This window comes from Plantibacter sp. H53 (assembly GCF_001650455.1).
Lineage (GTDB): Bacteria > Actinomycetota > Actinomycetes > Actinomycetales > Microbacteriaceae > Plantibacter > Plantibacter flavus_A.
The window spans coordinates 100,227-119,935 of sequence record NZ_LWCT01000048.1 but is presented as its reverse complement, the minus strand read 5'-3'; the positions used below and the strand labels follow the sequence as shown (position 1 = coordinate 119,935).

Genomic DNA, 19,709 nt, shown 5'->3' with positions numbered 1-19,709 from the left:
CCTCGCACGTCCCGGTAGAGTTGCTCGGCATGAGCGTGCCGATCGTGTTCCTTCTCGACGTCCTCCCCGCAGACACCGTCGTCGACGACGCCGACCTCGCGGCCACGATCACGCCGGCCGGCGACGGGTCCGGCGTCTTGAGCGTCTTCGACCTGGGCCCCGCGCGGGGGGACGGGATCTTCGAGACGATCGGTGTCGTCGGCCGGCACCCGCAGTCGGTCGAGGCGCACCTCGATCGACTGACCGAGTCGGCGGCGATCCTCGATCTGCCGGCGCCGAACCACGCACAGTGGCGGCTCGCCATCGCCCGTGCGGTCGCGGAACTCCCCGACGTCGATCAGAGCGCCGTCCGACTCGTCGTGACGCGGGGGAGTGGCGGACGCCCGACCGCGTGGGTCTCGGCGACGCCGGCTGACGGGTTTCCGGAGCGCGAGAACGGCATCGAGGTCGTCCTGCTCGACCGAGGCCTCCCGAGCGACGTGCAGCAGCGTTCGCCGTGGCTGCTCGCCGGTGCCAAGACGCTGTCGTACGCGGTCAACATGGCCGCGCTCCGTGAGGCGCACCGTCGCGGAGCGGACGACGTGCTCTTCGTCAGCAGCGACGGCTTCGTCCTCGAGGGTCCGACCTCCACCGTGGTCGTGCGGATCGACGGGACCTTCGTGACGCCGCCGCCGTCGAGCGGCATCCTCCCCGGCACCACGCAGCTCGCGCTCTGGGCCCATCTCGAGGAGCAGGGGCTCGCGCACGAGTACCGGATGCTGACGCCGGAGGACGTGCTCGACGCGGAAGCGGCGTGGCTGCTCTCCAGCGTCCGATTGGCGGCACCGGTGCATGCGGTGGACGGACGTGCGCTGGCGGTGGACGCCGGTCTCACGACGCAGATCAACGACGCGCTGCTCTCCCGCACCGACTGAGAGGTCGTGGCCGACGTTGAGTTGGCGAAACCCGGAAACATAGCATAGAATCGATCTTTGGTGCTTTCTGCATGCCTTCGGCGAGCCGACATCCGCACCGCAATCCATCCGCACGACCAGTGCGACTCAACCTGAGCGACAGTGAGGCTATGGCCAAAAAAGACGGCGTCATCGAGATCGAGGGCCAAGTGGTCGAGGCTCTGCCCAACGCGATGTTCCGCGTTGAGCTGACCAACGGACACAAGGTACTTGCCCACATTTCGGGCAAAATGCGTCAGCACTACATCCGCATCCTCCCAGAGGACCGCGTGATCGTGGAACTGACCCCCTACGACCTGACCCGTGGTCGGATCGTCTACCGCTACAAGTAGGTCGCGCTGTAAGTAACGGCCGGACGCGCCTCCACCACCCGGTGGTGGGCCCGGCACGATGACAGCGAAAAGAGAGAACTATGAAGGTCAAGCCCAGCGTCAAGAAGATCTGCGACAAGTGCAAGGTCATCCGTCGCAACGGCCGCGTCATGGTCATCTGCGAGAACCCGCGCCACAAGCAGCGCCAGGGTTGATCTCAGAGGACCTGCAGCACGCAGCCCTGAGCAACACAGCACCACCCCTCTAACGGCAGTTCCAGATCCCGCAGCACATCGTGCGCCGCGGGTGACACCTCGGGTCGGAGGCCCGAGCACCGGAACTGCTCCACACCTCCACAACTCCTAGGAGAAGCCACCATGGCACGTCTCGCCGGCGTAGACATCCCACGCGACAAGCGCGTGGAAGTTGCACTGACGTACATCTACGGTGTTGGCCGCACGCGGTCACTCAAGACCCTCGCCGACACCGGCATCAGCGGAGACATCCGCGTGAAGGATCTCACCGATGACCAGCTGATCGCCCTGCGCGATTACATCGAGGGCACCTTCAAGGTCGAGGGTGACCTCCGCCGTGAGGTCGCCGCCGACATCCGCCGCAAGGTGGAGATCGGGTCCTACCAGGGCATCCGTCACCGTCGTGGACTTCCGGTCCGCGGCCAGCGCACCAAGACCAACGCGCGCACCCGCAAGGGCCCGAAGCGCACCGTCGCCGGCAAGAAGAAGGCTCGCTAGGCCCCGCCTAGTCGCCTCGTCATAGGACTCAGGAGATATTCATGGCAGCACCAAAGTCGGCCGTTCGGAAGCCGCGTAAGAAGGAAAAGAAGAACATCGCCGTGGGCCAGGCCCACATCAAGTCGACGTTCAACAACACGATCGTCTCGATCACCGACCCCTCGGGCGCGGTCATCAGCTGGGCTTCGTCCGGTGGCGTCGGCTTCAAGGGTTCGCGTAAGTCGACCCCGTTCGCCGCACAGCTCGCCGCCGAGTCGGCTGCGCGTCAGGCGCAGGAGCACGGCATGAAGAAGGTCGACGTCTTCGTCAAGGGACCCGGCTCCGGCCGCGAGACCGCGATCCGTTCCCTCCAGGCCGCGGGCCTCGAGGTCGGCTCGATCAACGACGTCACGCCTCAGGCACACAACGGCTGCCGCCCCCCGAAGCGTCGCCGCGTCTAATTCCTTCGGTTCACCGGCCGTGATCCGTCCGTAGCGATCGTCCGATCGCCGCGGACGGATCACGGCATGGTCCTGGTGACCAGGGCCAGCGAACACCATTCACTACCTCGCCAACGCAAGTGTCATATAGCGGACACTTAGCCGAAAGGAATCCATAGTGCTCATCGCACAGCGCCCTACGCTCACCGAAGAATCCATCTCGGAGTTCCGCAGCCGGTTCATCATCGAGCCGCTCGAGCCAGGCTTCGGGTACACCCTCGGGAATTCGCTCCGTCGCACCCTGCTGTCGTCCATCCCGGGTGCAGCCGTCACCAGCATCCGCATCGACGGCGTGCTGCACGAGTTCAGCACGATCCCCGGTGTCAAGGAAGACGTCACCGAGATCATCCTGAACATCAAGGGCCTCGTCGTCTCCAGCGAGCACGACGAGCCGATCACGGCGTACCTCCGCAAGACCGGCGCAGGCCAGGTCACCGCAGCCGACATCTCGGCTCCGGCCGGCGTCGAGGTCCACAACCCGGACCTCGTCATCGCGACCCTCAACGACAAGGCGAAGTTCGAGCTCGAACTCACCATCGAGCGTGGCCGTGGCTACGTGTCGGCCACGCAGAACCGCAACGAGTTCAGCGAGGCCGGTCAGATCCCCGTCGACTCGATCTACTCGCCCGTCCTCAAGGTGACCTACCGCGTCGAGGCGACTCGTGCCGGTGAGCGCACCGACTTCGACCGCCTGGTCGTCGACGTCGAGTCGAAGCCGGCCATCACGCCGCGCGACGCCATCGCGTCGGCCGGTCGCACGCTGACCGAGCTGTTCGGCCTGGCTCGCGAGCTCAACACCGCCGCAGAGGGCATCGAGATCGGCCCCGCGCCGGTCGACGCCGTGCTGCCGGGCGAGCTCTCGATCCCGATCGAGGACCTCGACCTCTCCGTGCGCTCGTACAACTGCCTCAAGCGCGAGGGCATCAACAACGTCAGCGAGCTCGTCGCGCTGTCGGAGACGCAGCTCATGAACATCCGCAACTTCGGACAGAAGTCGGTGGATGAAGTTCGCGACAAGCTCACCGAAATGGGCCTCTCCCTGAAGGACTCGGTTCCCGGGTTCGACGGCGCCCACTTCTACAGCGGCTACGACGACGAGACCGTCTCCTAGCACGCGATCCACCTGACGACTTTCCAACCTGAAGAGAGACAAGAATGCCTACTCCCACCAAGGGACCCCGCCTCGGAGGCGGACCTGCCCACGAGCGTCTCCTGCTCGCCAACCTCGCTGCTGCGCTGTTCACCCACAAGCGCATCCAGACCACCGAGACCAAGGCGAAGCGCCTGCGTCCGCTCGCTGAGCGCCTGATCACCTTCGCAAAGCGCGGCGACCTGCACGCCCGCCGTCGGGTGCTCGCGACCATCACCGACAAGAGCGTCGTCCACGAGCTCTTCACGGAGATCGCGCCCCTCGTCGCCGACCGTCAGGGTGGCTACACGCGCATCATCAAGACCGGTTACCGCAAGGGCGACAACGCTCCGATGGCCGTGATCGAGCTCGTCCTCGAGCCCGTCACGCCGAAGGCGAAGCCGGCCAAGCAGTCCGCGAAGCACGCCGCAGCGCCGGTCGACGAGGCTCCGGCCGAGGAGACCCCCGCCGAGGTCGAGGCCGACGCAGAGGCGACGGAAGCCGTCGAGGCGACCGAGACCGACGGCGAGTCCGTCGACGCCGGCGAGACCACCGACGAGGCTCCCGCGAAGGACGCCAAGTAGGTTCAGCGACACACGAACGGAACCCCGCTCTCCACCTGGAGAGCGGGGTTCCGTCGTTCCTGGCGGCGCTGCGACGGTGTCCTAGGCTGGAGACATGAGTACCACTCCCGCCGTTCCGGCCGGCCAGCCGGCCCTGCCACAGCACCCCGACGTCGACCAGTGGCGTCCGGCGGTCCGCGCGGACATCGACGACATCGTGGCGCTGTGCCGCGCCATGGATCCGTTCGACAACCCCCACCGGGTGACGAGCCGCGACGAGATCGCGGACCAGTTCGACCACGCGTGGATCGACATGGCTGCGGACAGCCTGCTGGCGATCGCAGCCGACGGCACGCTGGTCGCCTACGCGATGGTGATCCTGTCGCCGTCACGAGACGTGTCCGTGTATTCGTACGTCTTCGGCGGCGTGCATCCCGCATGGCGTGAGCGGGGGATCGGCCGAGCGTTGCTCGCGTGGTCGATGGAACGGTCCGAGCAGCAGCTGGCTTCCGTGGAGACTGACGCCCCGGCTTCGTCCCGTGCCTACGTCGACGAACGGAACCCGGGGGCGGCTCGGCTGTTGGAGCGGTTCGGCTTCGCCGTGGCGCGGTACTTCACGATCATGGAACGCGATCTCTCCGCGCCCGTCGACGAGATCGACGTGCCCGACGGTGTCCGGCTCGAGGCCTACCACCCGGACGTGGCCGAACGCACGAGAGAGGCTCGGAACGACTCGTTCCGGGATCACTGGGGCAGCCTGGAGACGGTCCCGGCGATGTGGGAGCAGTTCGTCGGCGGGTCCCACTTCCGAGCCGACCTCTCGGTGGTGGCGATCGACGACGTCGGACGGGTCGTCGGCTTCACGCTGGTCGAGGTGGACGAGGACAGCTGGTCCGCGCAAGGGTTCACCAGCGCGTACATCGCCCTCGTCGGGACCGTGCGCGACTGGCGTGGCCGACGACTCGCACCGGCACTGCTCGCCACGGCGCTTCGTCGGATCCAGGCAGCCGGCCTCGAGCGGGCGACGCTGGAGGTCGACACGGCCAGCCCCACGGGTGCACTCGGGCTGTACGAACGACAGGGCTTCGTCGCGACGACGCGTGATCTGGCGTACGTCCGTGAGCGCTGAGCAGGTCGCGCCAGCGGACGTCCTCCCGACCCAGCGGTTCCGGCTCGCCATCGCGTACGACGGCACGGACTTCGCCGGATGGGCGAAGCAACCGGGGCTCCGGACGGTCGAGGGGGTCCTGGAGGAGGCGCTCTACCGCGTGCTCGGCAAGGCCGTCCCGCCGATGCCACGGTTCGTGGTGGCCGGACGGACGGACGCCGGAGTGCACGCGGCCGGTCAGGTGGCGCACCTCGACCTCACCGAGCCACAGCTCGCGAAGATCACCCGATTGCAGGGGCGCCACGCCGAGTACCACGACGGTACGCCGCGGAACGAGACCGCGAGCTCCCTCCTGGCACGTCGATTGAACGGCGTGCTCGGGATGGACCGCGACGTCGTGATCCACACGGCGGAACCGGCGCCGGAGGGCTTCGACGCGCGATTCTCTGCGGTCTGGCGTCACTACCGCTACCGCCTCGCGGACGCCGACGTCCGGAAGGACCCGATCCTCCGGCGGACGACGAGCTGGACGACGACGTCGCTCGACGTCGAGCTGCTCCACCGGGCAGCCACCTCGCTCGTGGGGCTCCACGACTTCCAGGCGTACTGCAAACCGAGGCCGCGCGCGACGACCATCCGGACCCTGCAGTCCTTCAGCTGGGAGCGGGACGAAGCCGGCGTGCTCGTAGCGAGCCTCACCGCCGACGCGTTCTGCCACAGCATGGTGCGGGCGCTCGTCGGTGCCTGCGTCGCCGTGGGTGAGGGGCGCATGTCGCTCGACGAAGTCGTCCGGCTCCGCGACGGTGGGCGGCGCGAGATCGACTTCCGGGTGATGCCGGCGCGCGGGCTCACCCTCGTCGAGGTCGGGTATCCCGAGCCCGGGCTGCTGCACGCGCGGGCCGCCGAGACCCGCCAGCGGCGGAGCCACGAGCACGTGGAAACGAGCGCCGAGTGAGGTTCCCGGCGGGAATTGACCGCCGGGACGTCGTCGCGTAGACTCTCCCGTTGGTGCCTGCGCCTTCTGCGGTGCGGTACCCGAAGTTGAGCCCTCCACCTCGGGCGTTCCGTTCGGAACACCCAACAGGAGCGGGATTCACGAACGACCAACTCCGACCAGAAAGCAGCACTATTGTGACGCGCACGTATTCCCCGAAGGCCAGTGAGATCACGCACGACTGGGTCGTCATCGACGCCACCGACGTGGTCCTCGGCCGCCTGGCCAGCCACGCTGCAGCGCTCCTGCGCGGCAAGCACAAGACGACCTTCTCCCCCCACATGGACGGTGGCGACTTCGTCATCATCATCAACGCCGACAAGGTGGCCCTCACCGGCGCCAAGCTCCTGCAGAAGAAGGCCTACCGCCACTCCGGTTACCCGGGCGGGCTCTCGGCCGTCACCTACGCCGAGCTCCTCGAGAAGAACCCGATCCGCGCCGTCGAGAAGGCGATCCGCGGCATGCTGCCGAAGAACACGCTTGGCCGCGACCAGCTGAAGAAGCTCAAGGTCTACACGGGCAGCGAGCACCCGCACGCCGCTCAGCAGCCCAAGCCGTTCACGCTCGACCAGGTCGCCCAGTAAGCACCGGACAAGAAAAAAGGATTACACAGTGGCGAACATCGCAGATTCCATCGAAGAGACCCCGCAGAGCTACTCCACCGAGTCGGCTCCTGAAGCAGCAGTCACCGCGCCTCGCGCCGTGCTGAGCGTCCCCGGCGCAGCCGTCGGCCGTCGCAAGCAGGCCATCGCCCGCGTGCGTCTCGTCCCCGGCAGCGGCACCATCACGGTCAACGGCCGCACGCTCGAGGACTACTTCCCGAACAAGCTGCACCAGCAGCTCATCAACGACCCGTTCACCGTCCTCGACCTGGCCGGCGGCTACGACGTCATCGCACGCATCTCCGGTGGTGGCCCCTCGGGCCAGGCCGGCGCGCTGCGCCTCGGCATCGCTCGCTCGCTGAACCAGATCGACGAGGAGAACAACCGCGCCACCCTGAAGAAGGCCGGCTTCCTCTCCCGTGACGCTCGCGTCAAGGAGCGCAAGAAGGCCGGACTCAAGAAGGCCCGTAAGGCTCCGCAGTTCTCGAAGCGCTAAGCGCTCTCAGGACAAGCGAAGCTCGATGCCTCAGCTGTTTGGTACCGACGGCGTACGCGGACTCGCGAACGCCGACCTGACGGCAGACCTCGCTCTCGGCCTTGCCCAAGCCACCGCAGTGGTGCTTGGGCAAGGCCGTAGTGCTGAGGCCCGCCGTGCCGCCGGGAAGCGCCCGGTCGCCGTGCTCGCACGCGACCCGCGCATCTCCGGCGAGTTCCTGTCCGCCGCCGTCGCGGCGGGCCTGGCGTCCTCGGGCGTCGACGTGCTCGAGGCCGGCGTGCTGCCCACGCCCGCGACGGCGTTCCTCATCGCCGACATCGACGCCGACTTCGGCGTGATGATCTCCGCCTCGCACAACCCTGCGCCCGACAACGGGATCAAGATCTTCGCCCGCGGCGGCACGAAGCTGCCCGACGCGGTGGAACGCCGGATCGAGGAGTACCTCGACCGCCCCAAGCTCAGCCCGACCGGCGCCGATGTCGGCCGGATCATCCGCTTCGCCGACGCCGAGGACCGCTACGTCCTCCACCTGCTCGGCAGTCTCCCGAACCGCCTGGACGGCATCCATGTCGTCCTCGACTGCGCGCACGGCGCGGCGGCGGGAGTGTCGCCGGAGACCTTCCGCGACGCCGGGGCCAAGGTCACGATCATCGGCAACGACCCCGACGGCATGAACATCAACGACGGCGTCGGCTCCACGCACCTCGACCTCCTGTCCAAGGCGGTCCTCGAGCACGGTGCCGACCTCGGCATCGCACACGACGGCGACGCCGACCGCTGCCTCGCGGTCGACGCTGCGGGCAAGGTCGTCGACGGCGACCAGATCATGGCCATCCTCGCGGTCTCGATGCAGGAGCGAGGCAGGCTCAAGGACGACACGCTCGTCGCCACGGTGATGAGCAACCTCGGCCTGCACGTCGCGATGCGCGAGCACGGCATCAACGTCGTCCAGACCGGGGTCGGCGACCGCTACGTCCTCGAGGCGATGAACGCGAACGCCTATTCGCTCGGCGGCGAGCAGTCGGGTCACGTCATCATGGCCGACTACGCGACCACCGGCGACGGCATCCTCACCGGCCTGCACATCGTGGCCGAGATGGCGCGCACCGGGAAGACGCTCGCGGAGCTCGCCGCGGTGATGCAGGTGTATCCGCAGATCCTCGTCAACGTCACGGGTGTCGACCGCACGCGCCTCGTCGGCGACGAGGTCGTCGATGCTGCCGTACAGGCTGCCGAAGCAGAGCTCGGAGACGACGGACGCGTGCTGTTGCGGCCGTCCGGCACCGAGCAGCTCGTCCGCGTCATGGTCGAGGCGGCCGACCAGCCGACCGCTGACCGCCTGGCGCACCGCCTCGCCGACGTCGTCCGCGAACGACTCGCCATCTGAGTCGTCCGGCGGCGGGTCGGCACCTCAGCTGTGGAAGAGTGATCGCATGACTTCGACGACGACGGGTGGTGCCTCCGGGCAGCCGACGCCCTACGTGGAGATCGACCGTGCCGAATGGGCGCGACTCGCTCCGGAGACGGCCACACCGCTCAGCGAGACCGAGGTCGTGCAGATCCGTGGCCTCGGCGACCGTCTCGACATGCGTGAGGTCGAAGAGGTCTATGTGCCGCTCAGCCGACTGTTGAGCCTCTACGCGAAGGGCACCCAGGACCTCGGCCGCGCGACGAGCCGGTTCCTCGGCGACCAGGCGCTCCGGACGCCGTTCGTGATCGGCGTGGCGGGTTCCGTCGCCGTCGGCAAGTCGACGATCGCGCGGCTGCTGCGCGAACTGCTGTCGCGCTGGCCGGACACCCCGCACGTCGAGCTCGTGACGACCGACGGCTTCCTCTATCCGAACGAGGAACTCCAGCGGCGCGGCATCATGGATCGCAAGGGCTTCCCCGAGTCGTACGACCGCCGGGCGCTCCTGCGGTTCATCACCGCCGTGAAGAGCGGCGCCGCCGAGGTGCGGGCACCGTTCTACTCGCATCTGCGCTACGACATCATCCCGACGGCGCAGGTCGTCGTCCGGCGCCCCGACGTCCTGATCGTCGAGGGCTTGAACGTGCTGCAACCGGCCGCGACGGCCAGCGGACTCGCGATCAGCGACTTGTTCGACTTCAGCATCTACGTCGACGCACGGACGCGCGACATCGAGTCCTGGTACGTCGACCGCTTCATGGCGCTCAAGCGGGGCGCGTTCTCGAACCCGAACTCCTTCTTCAACGTGTTCGCCGAGCTCTCCGACGAGGAGGCGGCCGATCAGGCACGCGGGTTCTGGCGCTCCATCAACGAACCGAACCTCATCGACAACATCCGCCCGACCCGGTCACGCGCGAAGCTCGTGCTGCGGAAGGACTCCGATCACACGGTGTCCTCGGTGCTGCTCCGCAAGCTCTGAGCAGCGGCAGGGGAAAGGCCCGGCAACCGCTGGATCCCGGCAGCATCGTCCTGCTCCCACGCTGAGCGTCGGCGCCTCGAGGTTGGTGCAGGATCCTCGCAAAATCGCGCGATTATGCTGCTCTACATGTGTGGAATCGTAGGGTACGTCGGGAACGACAAGACGGTGGACGTCCTCATGGGCGGACTCAAGCGGCTCGAGTACCGGGGGTACGACTCCGCCGGGATCGCCGTGCTCGACGCGACGGGCTCACTGAACACCCGGAAGCGCGCCGGGAAGCTGGCCGTCCTCACCGAGGACCTCGCCGCGAACCCCATCGCGCCGGGCTCGACCGGTATCGGTCACACCCGTTGGGCGACCCACGGTGGACCGACGGACCGCAACGCGCACCCGCACCTCGGCGACGAAGGGCGCCTCGCGCTCATCCACAACGGCATCATCGAGAACTTCGCCGAGCTGCGAGCGGAACTCCTCGCGGACGGCTTCACCTTCGAGAGCGACACCGACACCGAGATCGCCGCCGTGCTCATCGGCCGCGAGTACCGTTCCACCGGCGACCTCACCGAGGCCTTCCGCCGCGTCGTCGCTCGCCTGGACGGCGCCTTCACGCTGCTCGCCATGCACCAGGACCTGCCCGGCGTCGTCATCGGCGCGCGTCGGAACTCGCCGCTCGTCATCGGGCTCGGCGACGGCGAGAACTTCCTCGGGTCGGACGTCGCCGCGTTCGTGCAGTACACCCAGCGCGCGGTCGCGATCGGCCAAGACCAGATGGTCGTCATCACGCCCGACGACGTGACGGTCACCGACTTCTCCGGCAACCACGTGGTGACCGAGCCGTTCGAGATCCAGTGGGACGCTTCGGCGGCCGACAAGGGCGGCTGGTCGAGCTTCATGGCGAAGGAGATCAGCGAGGAGCCCGACGCGGTCGCGAACACGATCCGCGGGCGGGTCGAGGGCGGCCAGGTCGTCATCCCCGAACTCGCCGGACTCGACGAGCTCTTCCTCGACATCGACCGCATCGTGATCATCGCGTGTGGCACCGCCGCCTACGCCGGCACGGTCGGCACCTACGCGATCGAGCGCTGGGCCGGGATCCCGGTCACCGTGGAGCTCAGCCACGAGTTCCGCTACCGCGACCCGGTCATCGACGCGCGCACGCTCGTCATCTCGGTGAGCCAGTCGGGCGAGACCATGGACACGCTCATGGCGGTGCGTTTCGCGAGCGAGTCCGGCGCGAAGACGCTGTCGATCTGCAACACGCAGGGCGCCACGATCGCGCGTGAGTCGGACGCCGTGGTGTACACCCACGCGGGGCCCGAGGTCGCGGTCGCGTCCACGAAGGCGTTCACCGCCCAGATCACGGCGCTGTACCTGTTCGGGCTGCACCTCGCGCGGGTGCGCGGCACGCAGACGCCGGCGTTCCTGGCGTCGCAGGTCGAGGAGCTGCAGGGCGTGCCCGACAAGATCGCCAGCATCCTCGGGGCCTCCGAGAAGATCGCGCAGCTCGCGCACTGGATGGCCGACTCCCGGGCCGTGCTCTTCCTCGGACGCCATGTGGGGTACCCGATCGCGCTCGAGGGCGCGCTGAAGCTCAAGGAGCTCGCGTACATCCACGCTGAAGGCTTCGCCGGTGGCGAGCTCAAGCACGGCCCGATCGCCCTCATCGAGCCGGGCCAGCCCGTCTTCGTCGTCGTCCCGAGCCCACGTGGCTCGGCGATCCTGCACCCGAAGGTCATCTCGACCATCGAGGAGATCCGTGCACGCGGTGCCCGGGTCATCGCGATCGCGGAGCAGGGCGACGCCGCCGTCCTGCCCTCGGCCGACGAGGTCATCCCGATCCCGCTCGCCGGTCCGCTGTTCGAGCCCCTGCTCGCCGTCATCCCGCTGCACATCTTCGCGATGGAGCTCGCGACGGCGAAGGGCCTCGACGTCGACCAGCCGCGCAACCTCGCGAAGTCCGTCACGGTCGAGTAGGGACGGTCCGCGGGGTCCGAGGTGGCCCGTCGAGCGAGCCTCCAGGCCGCACACGACGGCCGTAGAGTAGAGGGATGATCATCGGCATCGGGGTGGACCTGGTCGACCTCGCACGGTTCGAACGGGCGATCACGCGCACCCCGAACCTGCTGGCCAGGCTCTTCGTCCCGTCGGAACGCGACCTCCCGCTGCGGTCCCTCGCCGGACGGTTCGCCGCCAAGGAGGCGCTCATCAAGGCACTGGGTTCCTCGGACGGTATCCGGTGGCAGGAGATGGCGATCGTGAACGGCCCGGAGGGGAAGCCCGATTTCGCGCTGTCCGGCGTCACGGCGGGTGTGGTGGCCGAGCGGGGGATCACGAGCATGCACCTGACCATGACGCACGACGCCGGGGTCGCCGTCGCGTTCGTCGTCGCGGAGCGGGAAGGATGACGCCCGTGTCCGAGGTCGACGAGCGCCCGACCCGCGAGGCGATCATCGACCTCGACGCCCTGCGCCACAACGTCCGTCGCCTGCGCGAGCTGACGGGCGTCGGTGAACTCATCGTCGTCGTCAAGGCCGACGCCTACGGGCACGGTGCCGAGGCGATCGCCCGCGCGGCGATCGAGGCCGGGGCCGATCGCCTGGGAGTCGCCGACATCATGGAGGGCGTCGCGCTGCGTGCCGCCGGGATCACGGCACCGATCCTCGCCTGGCTGCACGGCCCGCAGGTTGCGTTCGGCGCCGCACTCGATGCCGGGATCGACCTCGGTCTGTCGTCGGTGGCGCAGCTCGAGCGCGTGATCGAGGCCGCTCGGGATCGGCCGTCCGTCGTGCCGGTCGTCCAGTTCAAACTGGAGACCGGACTCAGCCGGAACGGTGCGGCCGAGGCCGACTGGCCGGAGCTCTTCCGAGCCGCCGCAGCCGCTGAGGCTGCGGGGCTCGTCCGGGTCGACGGGCTGTTCTCGCACGTCTCCAACACCTCCACCGCCGACGACCGGGCCGCCGCTGTCCGCTTCGAACGCGGTGTCGCCCTCGCCGCGGAGGCCGGTCTCACGCCGCGGAGTCTGCACCTCGCCGCATCGGCGGCAGCGCTCGGCGAGCCCTCCCTCCGCTTCGACGCCGTCCGCCTCGGACTCGCGGTGTACGGCCTCTCGCCCTTCGAACCCACCGACGACGTCGACCGCTCGGCCGACGCCTTCGGCCTCAGGCCCGTCATGACCCTCCGGGCGACGGTCGCCGCCGTGCGTCGGGTCGAACCGGGTGCCGGGGTGTCCTACGACTACAGCTACCGGACCAGCACGGCGACGACGCTCGCCCTCATCCCGCTCGGATACGCCGACGGTGTGCCGCGGAGCGCCTCGAACGCCGGTCCGGTCGTCATCAACGGACGCCGCTACCGGGTGTGCGGGCGGATCGCGATGGACCAGTTCGTCGTCGACGTCGGTGACGACGCGGTCGCCGTGGGCGACGACGCCGTGCTCTTCGGCGATCCGGCGTCCGGCGCGCCGCGCGTCGAGGAGTGGGCGGAGGCTGCCGGCACCATCAACTACGAACTCGTCACCCGGATCGGACCGCGCGTAGTCCGGACGACCAGGGAGCGGCCATGACCGATCACGTCCTCACCCCGGGCACCGTCGACGTGGCGACGCCCGAGGAGATGCATGCCTACGGCGTCCGGCTCGGCGCCGCATTGCGCGCCGGGCAGCTTCTCGTCCTGACCGGGCCGCTCGGAGCGGGCAAGACGACGCTCACGCGAGGCATCGGCGAGGGCCTCGGGGTCCGCGGCCCCGTCACCAGCCCCACCTTCGTGCTCGCCAGGACGCACCCGAGCCTCGTCGGTGGTCCGCCGCTCGTCCACGTGGACGCCTACCGGCTCGGCTCGGCTCTCGAACTCGACGACCTCGACATCGACTTCGCCCGATCCGTCGTCGTCGTCGAGTGGGGGGCCGGATTGCTCGACGGCGTGGTCCCCACGTGGTTCGAGCTCGTCATCGAGCGTCCGACCGGAGCCGGCGACGAACCCGCGACGGACGATGCCGGCGAGGAGCCGATCGAGCGCCGGACCCTCACGCTCTCGCGGCACCCCGCCATCGACGCCGGGTAGGCTGGACGACGTGCTGTTGGCGATCGATACATCCGCGGGTTCGAGCGTCGCCGTCGTCACCCTGGGTGGCGAGGTGTTGGCCGAACGGTCCTCCGACGACCCGATGCGGCATGCCGAAGTCATCGGGACGCTCATCGCCGGATGCCTCGACGACGCCGGGATCGAGGTCGCCGCGCTGACCGGGCTGGTCGCGGGCATGGGCCCTGGGCCGTTCACCGGACTCCGGATCGGGATCGCCGCGGCCCGCAGCTTCGGGATCGGCGCAAGCCTCCCGGTGCACCCCGTGGTGAGCCACGATGCGATCGCGCTCGACGCCTACCGTTCCGGGTCCGCCGCGCCCGATGCCACACTCCTCGTGGTCACCGACGCCCGCCGTCGCGAACGCTACTGGACGAGCTACGCCGGACTCGACGCAGCCGGCCTCCCGGTCCGCGTCCAGGGGCCGGCCCTCGCGAAACCCGACGACCTCCCGACCACCGCATCCGTGCGCCTCGACGCGCTCGTCGTCCCCGCCGGGGCGTTGGGGCAGGTCGCCTCCGCACTCCTCGCCACCGATGGCGGATTCGCGGGGGAGGAGCCGTTGTACCTCCGCTCGCCCGACGTCACGATGTCCGCGGGCGCCAAGCGGGTGACGGCGTGAGCTGGTCGCTGCGCCGCGCGGGTGTCGCCGACCTCGACGCGATCATGGAGCTCGAGCACACCGTCTTCGTGAACGACGCCTGGTCGGCGGACATGATGCGCGCCGAACTGTCGTCGCCGCACGGGTACTACCTCGTCGCGACGGAGGTCGACGCCGACGGCGCGACACTCGCCGGCTACGGCGGACTCTTCGCACCGTCCCGGTCCGACGACGCCGACATCCAGACCATCGCCGTCGCCGGGCACGCCAGAGGACGAGGACTCGGACGACTCCTCATGCAGGCGCTCATCGAGCAGGCCAGGCAGCAGGACGTCACCCAGGTCTTCCTCGAGGTCAGGGCCGACAACCCCGTTGCGATCACGCTGTACCGGAGTCTCGGCTTCGAGGAACTCGGCATCCGCCCCGGCTACTACCAGCCGGACGACGTCGACGCCATCGTCATGCGACTCACGGTCCAGCCGAGGCCGCCCATGCCCGCCCACGGCCAGTCCCCGCTCGACCAGACCGACCAGCACCCCGGGAGCATCGCGTGAACCGAGCAGAACCGCTCGTCCTCGGCATCGAGACGAGCTGCGACGAGACCGGGATCGGCATCGTCCGCGGGCACCACCTGCTGGCGAACACCATCGCCTCGAGCATGGACGAGCACGCGCGGTACGGCGGGGTCGTCCCGGAGGTCGCCGCACGTGCCCACCTCGAGGCGCTCGAGCCGACGCTCACGGCGGCGCTCGCCGAGGCCGGCGTCGCCCTGGCCGACCTCGACGCCGTCGCGGTGACGAGTGGCCCCGGCCTGTCCGGCGCACTCATGGTCGGCGTCGGCGCAGCGAAGGCGCTCGCCGTGTCCCTCGGCAAACCGCTGTACGCCGTGAACCACCTCGTCGGTCATGTCGGCGCGGACGTCCTCGACTCCGAAGACGGGACGATCGAGTACCCGACGATCGCCCTGCTCGTGTCCGGCGGGCACACCTCGCTGCTCCTCGTGCGGGACCTCGTGTCGGACGTCGAACTGCTCGGCGAGACCATCGACGATGCGGCGGGCGAGGCCTTCGACAAGGTCGCGCGCATTCTGGGCCTGCCCTACCCGGGCGGGCCGCAGATCGACCGTGCGGCCGTCGGCGGCGACCCGAAGGCGATCCGCTTCCCCCGCGGACTCAGCCTGCCGAAGGACATGGAGCGGCATCGCTACGACTTCTCCTTCTCCGGCCTGAAGACGGCCGTGGCACGCTGGGTCGAGGCGAAGCAGGACGCGGGGGAGCCGGTCCCCGTCGCGGACGTCGCCGCCAGTTTCCGCGAGGCCGTCGTCGACGTGCTCGTCTCGAAGGCGGTCAGAGCGTGCACCGAGCTCGGCGTGCCCCGCCTGCTGCTGGGGGGCGGCGTCATCGCGAACGCGCGGCTCCGCGAGGTGGCCGCCGAACGCACCACCTCGGCCGGGATCGAACTCCGCATCCCGCCGTTGCAGCTCTGCACCGACAACGGTGCGATGATCGCCGCACTCGCCGCGCAGCTCATCTCCGCCGGGCACGAGCCGTCCTCGCTCGACTTCGGCGCCGACTCGACCCTGCCGGTCACCGAGATCCAGGTGTACTGACCGCTCGACCAGCCGTCTCCCGGCCGTCGACCGGGTGCGCGGACGTCGGCGCATAGGATGGGCCGGTACCCGGTCACGGATCGAAGGAGCGGCGATGGATCAGCACGAGCACCCCGACGGACGACCTCAGCACCAGGACGGTGCAGTGGACGGGCAGTCGCGCCCGCCGCAGGCCGAGCAGCCCACCGGGCAGCCGCAGCAGCAGTGGGGGCAGCAGCCTCCTCACCAGCCGCAGGCCCAGCAGCCCTGGTCGCCGTACCAGCCGCCGCAGCCCTCCCAGCAGGCAGTCGCGCCGCAGGGCCAGCAGCAGCCGTACGCGCCCCAGCAGCCGTACCAGCCCCAGGGCCAGCAGCAGCCCTACCAACCTCAGCAGCCGTACCAGCCCCAGGGCCAGGCCTCCCCTCCACCGGCGGGTTGGCAGGGCGATCACGCGACCTATCTCCAGACGGTGCCGACGGCGGTCTACCAGGCACCGAGCCAGGGCGGCTACGCCGCGTACCAGCAGTCGCAGACGCAGAGCCCTGCCGCGTCGACCGGGACCTCACGGAGCACCTGGTCGCTCATCACCGGTCTCGTCGGTCTCGTCGTGTCGGTCTTCGTCGGTTGGGGCTTCCCCCTGTCGATCGCGGCCATCGTCCTCGGATTCGGAGCCAGGCGTCGCGAGCCGCAGGGCCGAGGCCGCGCCCTCACGGGCCTCGTGACCGGGTTCGTCGGCCTCGCCTGCTCCGTCGGCTGGCTCGCCTACAGCGTCGTCGTGATCATCGGGTACGTCTCGACCTGATCCGCCTCGGGGCGCTGCGGCTCGGCGGACACCGTCGGGTCAGGCGTCAGCGGCCGGTGTCACCCGTTCGACGAGCAGCGCACTGTGTTTGCCCGCGATCCTCGTGAGGATGATCGTGGCCGAGCCGTCTCCCTTGAGCGCCAGGCGCTTCCGGAACGCCGCGGGGTCGACGTCGACGCCGCGCTTCTTGATCTCGAGGACACCGATCCCGCGATCCCGCATCGTGCGCTTGAGGACCTTCTCGTCCATCGGTAGCCGCTCGAGCACCCGGAAGGTCGTGGCGAACGGCGAGGTCGTCGCCGTGTCGGAGGTCAGGTAGGCGATGCCCTGGCCGAGCATGCCGGCCTCCAAGCGGACGGCGAGGTCGCCGATGAGTCGGGCCCGGATCACCGACCCGTCGGGTTCGTGCACGTAGTCGCCGAGTTCCCGCGCGGGGGCGTCGTCGGCGTCGGCCTCGGCGTGCAACTCGTGGTGGACGCCGTCCGCGAGGAGGAGCGCGGACCGTCGGATGTCGGGACGGGCCAGCGGGCCGAACCAGAGCGCCATCTCGACGAGCTGTCCGTCGACCGACACCCACTGCGCCTCGGCGTCGTCGGGGATGAGTGAGCGGTCGAATCCGGGCCCGAGCTTGACGCCTGTGGGGAGGCTGGTCGCCGCACCGAAGACCAGGTCGAGGGACGGGGTGTAGTCGGCGGCACTGGACAGCCGCGCGGTGTCGGCGTGTCCTGCGGTGCGCCGCGCGGGATCGAACCAAACCGCGTCGAAGTCGTCGAGGGAGACGTCGTCGGCGGCGGCGTTCCGCACGGTCGCCGTGGGGAACGGAGCGAGGTTGTAGCTGGCGATGGCGGCGGTGACCTCGTCGATGTCGACCGCCGTGACCTCCAGGTCGAGCGAGGCCATGGCCATCGAGTCGGCGCCGATGCCGCTGCCGAGGTCGGCGACGCGCGTGAGGCCGGCCCGGGCGAAACGCCCGGCGTGCAATGCGGCGACGGGAAGGCGCGTGGCCTGTTCGAGGCCTGCCTCGGTGAACAGCATGCGGCCGGCGAACGGACCGAACTTGCCGACGGCCTTCTGCCTCAGCCGCGACTGCGTGAGGACCGCCGCGACCAGCTCGGGGGAGTGGCCCTCCTTGCGCAGGCGCCCGACCAGGCGGACGGCCTCGTCCTTCGTCGGGTAGGGCGGCAGGGAGTCGAGGAGCCTGAGGCCGTCGGCCGTGAGGAGTTCGACGAGTTCCGAACGGTCCATGGTCAGTGGGCCTCGGGCGGAGCTGGATGCATCCGGCAACGGTAGCAGCCGCTGATTGGCACTCGCATTGCATGAGTGCCAGAAGATGCCTACACTGGAATCAGCACTCTCGCAGTGTGAGTGCTAACCACGTCTTCGTTTCAAGAAAGAGGTCAACCGTGTCGGTCTCCATCAAGCCGCTCGAGGATCGCATCGTCATCAAGCAGGTCGAGGCAGAGCAGACCACCGCTTCCGGTCTGGTCATCCCCGACACCGCCAAGGAGAAGCCCCAGGAGGGCGAGGTCGTGGCGGTCGGACCCGGTCGCATCGACGACAACGGCAACCGCGTCCCGCTCGACGTCGCCGTCGGCGACAAGGTGATCTACTCCAAGTACGGTGGCACCGAGGTCAAGTACGCCGGTGAGGACTACCTGGTCCTGTCCGCGCGCGACGTCCTCGCAGTCGTCGTCCGCTAGTCACCAGCGCACGGATCCGGCGGCTCAGGCCGCTCAACAGCCCGAATGGCATTCGCCATTCGGGCTGTGTCCGTTTCCGGAGGGTGTCGCGGGGAGTCGCGGGTCTAGCCTGGACCAGTGCAGAACCCCAGCGATCCAGCCGACGTCGACATCCACTCCGTCACCGTCGACGGGGGAGGGGATCGACGTGCGAGTGTGGCCGTGCCCCAGCAGGGGAGCCGGTCCGGACTGCTCTCGGCGGTCGCCGCCTACTGCCTCTGGGGAGCGCTCCCGCTCTACTTCATCGCCCTCGCACCGGCCGGCGCCTTCGAGGTCGTGGCGTGGCGGATCCTCTTCTCCCTCGTCTTCTGCGCCGTCCTCATCCTGGCGACCCGTTCCTGGCGCCGGCTGTTCGGCATCCTCCGCCAGCGCCGCATCGTCCTGACGATGGGCCTCGCCGGAGCGCTCATCTACGTCAACTGGCAGACCTACGTCTACGGCGCGCTCAACGGCCAAGTGGTCGAGGCGTCGCTCGGCTACTTCATCAACCCGATCGTGACCGTCTTCCTCGGCGTCTTCTTCCTCCGCGAGCGGTTGCGTCCAGCCCAGTGGGTCGCGGTGGTCGTGAGTGTGATCGCGGTCCTGGTCCTCGCGATCGGACACGGCAGCGTCCCCTGGATCGCCCTGATCCTGGCCTTCTCATTCGGCCTCTACGGCTACATCAAGAAGCTCGTGGGCGGCTCGGTCGACGCGGTGTCCGGGTTGACGCTCGAGACCGTGTGGCTGATGCCGGTCGCGATCGCCCAGCTCATCGCGGTCGGCGTGACCGGTGGGCTGACCATCGGCACCGCGGGCGTCGGGCACGCCCTGCTCCTCGTCGGCGCCGGCGTCATCACCGCCGTCCCGCTCCTGCTGTTCGCGGCGGCGGCCCGCCGCCTCCCGCTCACCTGGATGGGTTTCATCCAGTACTTCGCACCGATCATCCAATTCGTCGTCGGTGTCGCGGTCCTGCACGAGGCGATGCCGCCGGAGCGCTGGTTGGGCTTCGGTCTCGTGTGGCTGGCGCTCGCGATCCTCACCGTCGACATGCTCGTCGCCTCCACCCGGGGTCGTCGGGTCGTCGGGGCCGAACGACGCCGCTCGACGAGGGTCTGAACAGCGGATTCCAGCGCTGATCGCGCGACCACT

24 protein-coding genes are annotated in these 19,709 nt (G+C 69.1%); 23 read left to right on the top strand and 1 reads right to left on the bottom strand.

What is annotated here, in order from left to right; genetic code table 11:
- Positions 1 to 29: 29 nt before the first annotated feature.
- The 21 genes from A4X17_RS16205 (at position 30) to A4X17_RS19350 (ending at position 16,842) form a co-directional block, all read left to right on the top strand.
- On the top strand, positions 30 to 914 hold the full coding sequence (locus tag A4X17_RS16205; protein WP_064296689.1) for an aminodeoxychorismate lyase: 885 nt from the start codon (positions 30 to 32) through the stop codon (positions 912 to 914).
- A gap of 149 nt (positions 915 to 1,063) precedes the next feature.
- Positions 1,064 to 1,285, top strand: a complete 222-nt coding sequence (gene infA / locus A4X17_RS16200; RefSeq protein ID WP_017885304.1) for a translation initiation factor IF-1 — start codon at positions 1,064 to 1,066, stop codon at positions 1,283 to 1,285.
- Between the two features lie 80 nt (positions 1,286 to 1,365).
- Positions 1,366 to 1,479 (top strand): 50S ribosomal protein L36, encoded by a 114-nt coding sequence (gene rpmJ / locus A4X17_RS16195; RefSeq protein ID WP_021759549.1) that lies wholly within the window; start codon positions 1,366 to 1,368, stop codon positions 1,477 to 1,479.
- A gap of 162 nt (positions 1,480 to 1,641) precedes the next feature.
- Positions 1,642 to 2,016 carry a 30S ribosomal protein S13 gene (rpsM, locus tag A4X17_RS16190; protein ID WP_064296688.1) on the top strand — a complete coding sequence of 125 codons (375 nt, stop codon included), beginning with the start codon at positions 1,642 to 1,644 and terminating at the stop codon, positions 2,014 to 2,016.
- A 41-nt stretch (positions 2,017 to 2,057) separates the two neighbouring features.
- Positions 2,058 to 2,456: a 30S ribosomal protein S11 gene (gene rpsK / locus A4X17_RS16185; RefSeq protein WP_056008094.1), complete on the top strand. Its 399-nt coding sequence runs from the start codon at positions 2,058 to 2,060 to the stop codon at positions 2,454 to 2,456.
- 157 nt (positions 2,457 to 2,613) lie between these two features.
- On the top strand, positions 2,614 to 3,606 hold the full coding sequence (locus tag A4X17_RS16180; protein WP_056008091.1) for a DNA-directed RNA polymerase subunit alpha: 993 nt from the start codon (positions 2,614 to 2,616) through the stop codon (positions 3,604 to 3,606).
- A 44-nt stretch (positions 3,607 to 3,650) separates the two neighbouring features.
- Positions 3,651 to 4,208, top strand: a complete 558-nt coding sequence (rplQ, locus tag A4X17_RS16175; protein ID WP_064296687.1) for a 50S ribosomal protein L17 — start codon at positions 3,651 to 3,653, stop codon at positions 4,206 to 4,208.
- A 94-nt stretch (positions 4,209 to 4,302) separates the two neighbouring features.
- On the top strand, positions 4,303 to 5,316 hold the full coding sequence (locus A4X17_RS16170) for a GNAT family N-acetyltransferase (RefSeq protein ID WP_064296686.1): 1,014 nt from the start codon (positions 4,303 to 4,305) through the stop codon (positions 5,314 to 5,316).
- On the top strand, positions 5,306 to 6,250 hold the full coding sequence (gene truA, locus A4X17_RS16165; RefSeq protein WP_064296685.1) for a tRNA pseudouridine(38-40) synthase TruA: 945 nt from the start codon (positions 5,306 to 5,308) through the stop codon (positions 6,248 to 6,250). The genes A4X17_RS16170 and truA overlap by 11 nt, the downstream gene beginning before the upstream one ends.
- 176 nt (positions 6,251 to 6,426) lie before the next feature.
- Positions 6,427 to 6,873, top strand: a complete 447-nt coding sequence (gene rplM / locus A4X17_RS16160; RefSeq protein WP_064296684.1) for a 50S ribosomal protein L13 — start codon at positions 6,427 to 6,429, stop codon at positions 6,871 to 6,873.
- A 28-nt stretch (positions 6,874 to 6,901) separates the two neighbouring features.
- Positions 6,902 to 7,387, top strand: a complete 486-nt coding sequence (gene rpsI / locus A4X17_RS16155) for a 30S ribosomal protein S9 (RefSeq protein WP_064296683.1) — start codon at positions 6,902 to 6,904, stop codon at positions 7,385 to 7,387.
- Between the two features lie 25 nt (positions 7,388 to 7,412).
- Positions 7,413 to 8,774: a phosphoglucosamine mutase gene (gene glmM, locus A4X17_RS16150; RefSeq protein ID WP_064296682.1), complete on the top strand. Its 1,362-nt coding sequence runs from the start codon at positions 7,413 to 7,415 to the stop codon at positions 8,772 to 8,774.
- Positions 8,775 to 8,820: 46 nt separating this feature from the next.
- The gene (coaA, locus tag A4X17_RS16145) at positions 8,821 to 9,774 is read left to right on the top strand and encodes a type I pantothenate kinase (protein WP_064296681.1); all 954 of its coding nucleotides are present in this window, start codon (positions 8,821 to 8,823) and stop codon (positions 9,772 to 9,774) included.
- A 126-nt stretch (positions 9,775 to 9,900) separates the two neighbouring features.
- Positions 9,901 to 11,748, top strand: coding sequence for a glutamine--fructose-6-phosphate transaminase (isomerizing) (gene glmS / locus A4X17_RS16140; RefSeq protein WP_064296748.1), 1,848 nt, complete (start codon positions 9,901 to 9,903; stop codon positions 11,746 to 11,748).
- Positions 11,749 to 11,822: 74 nt separating this feature from the next.
- Positions 11,823 to 12,179, top strand: a complete 357-nt coding sequence (locus tag A4X17_RS16135) for a holo-ACP synthase (protein ID WP_064296680.1) — start codon at positions 11,823 to 11,825, stop codon at positions 12,177 to 12,179.
- The gene (alr, locus tag A4X17_RS16130; protein ID WP_064296679.1) at positions 12,176 to 13,336 is read left to right on the top strand and encodes an alanine racemase; all 1,161 of its coding nucleotides are present in this window, start codon (positions 12,176 to 12,178) and stop codon (positions 13,334 to 13,336) included. Before A4X17_RS16135 ends, alr begins: the two co-directional genes overlap by 4 nt.
- A complete protein-coding gene (tsaE, locus tag A4X17_RS16125; protein ID WP_064296678.1) occupies positions 13,333 to 13,833 on the top strand; it encodes a tRNA (adenosine(37)-N6)-threonylcarbamoyltransferase complex ATPase subunit type 1 TsaE in 501 nt (166 codons plus the stop codon). The genes alr and tsaE overlap by 4 nt, the downstream gene beginning before the upstream one ends.
- A gap of 10 nt (positions 13,834 to 13,843) precedes the next feature.
- Positions 13,844 to 14,473 (top strand): tRNA (adenosine(37)-N6)-threonylcarbamoyltransferase complex dimerization subunit type 1 TsaB, encoded by a 630-nt coding sequence (gene tsaB, locus A4X17_RS16120; protein ID WP_064296677.1) that lies wholly within the window; start codon positions 13,844 to 13,846, stop codon positions 14,471 to 14,473.
- Positions 14,470 to 15,006 carry a ribosomal protein S18-alanine N-acetyltransferase gene (gene rimI, locus A4X17_RS16115; protein ID WP_064296676.1) on the top strand — a complete coding sequence of 179 codons (537 nt, stop codon included), beginning with the start codon at positions 14,470 to 14,472 and terminating at the stop codon, positions 15,004 to 15,006. Before tsaB ends, rimI begins: the two co-directional genes overlap by 4 nt.
- A complete protein-coding gene (gene tsaD / locus A4X17_RS16110) occupies positions 15,003 to 16,061 on the top strand; it encodes a tRNA (adenosine(37)-N6)-threonylcarbamoyltransferase complex transferase subunit TsaD (RefSeq protein WP_064296675.1) in 1,059 nt (352 codons plus the stop codon). The genes rimI and tsaD overlap by 4 nt, the downstream gene beginning before the upstream one ends.
- A gap of 94 nt (positions 16,062 to 16,155) precedes the next feature.
- Positions 16,156 to 16,842: a DUF4190 domain-containing protein gene (locus A4X17_RS19350; RefSeq protein ID WP_157583572.1), complete on the top strand. Its 687-nt coding sequence runs from the start codon at positions 16,156 to 16,158 to the stop codon at positions 16,840 to 16,842.
- A gap of 39 nt (positions 16,843 to 16,881) precedes the next feature.
- Here A4X17_RS19350 and A4X17_RS16095 read toward each other — a convergent pair whose 3' ends face one another.
- Complete coding sequence (locus A4X17_RS16095) at positions 16,882 to 18,087, bottom strand: class I SAM-dependent methyltransferase (RefSeq protein ID WP_064296672.1); 1,206 nt, start codon at positions 18,085 to 18,087, stop codon at positions 16,882 to 16,884.
- A 158-nt stretch (positions 18,088 to 18,245) separates the two neighbouring features.
- Between A4X17_RS16095 and groES the strand changes: the two genes are divergently transcribed.
- Together groES and rarD are read left to right on the top strand one after the other, a co-directional pair.
- The gene (groES, locus tag A4X17_RS16090) at positions 18,246 to 18,542 is read left to right on the top strand and encodes a co-chaperone GroES (RefSeq protein WP_056008047.1); all 297 of its coding nucleotides are present in this window, start codon (positions 18,246 to 18,248) and stop codon (positions 18,540 to 18,542) included.
- A 195-nt stretch (positions 18,543 to 18,737) separates the two neighbouring features.
- Positions 18,738 to 19,676, top strand: a complete 939-nt coding sequence (gene rarD, locus A4X17_RS16085; RefSeq protein WP_082916238.1) for an EamA family transporter RarD — start codon at positions 18,738 to 18,740, stop codon at positions 19,674 to 19,676.
- Positions 19,677 to 19,709: the final 33 nt, after the last annotated feature.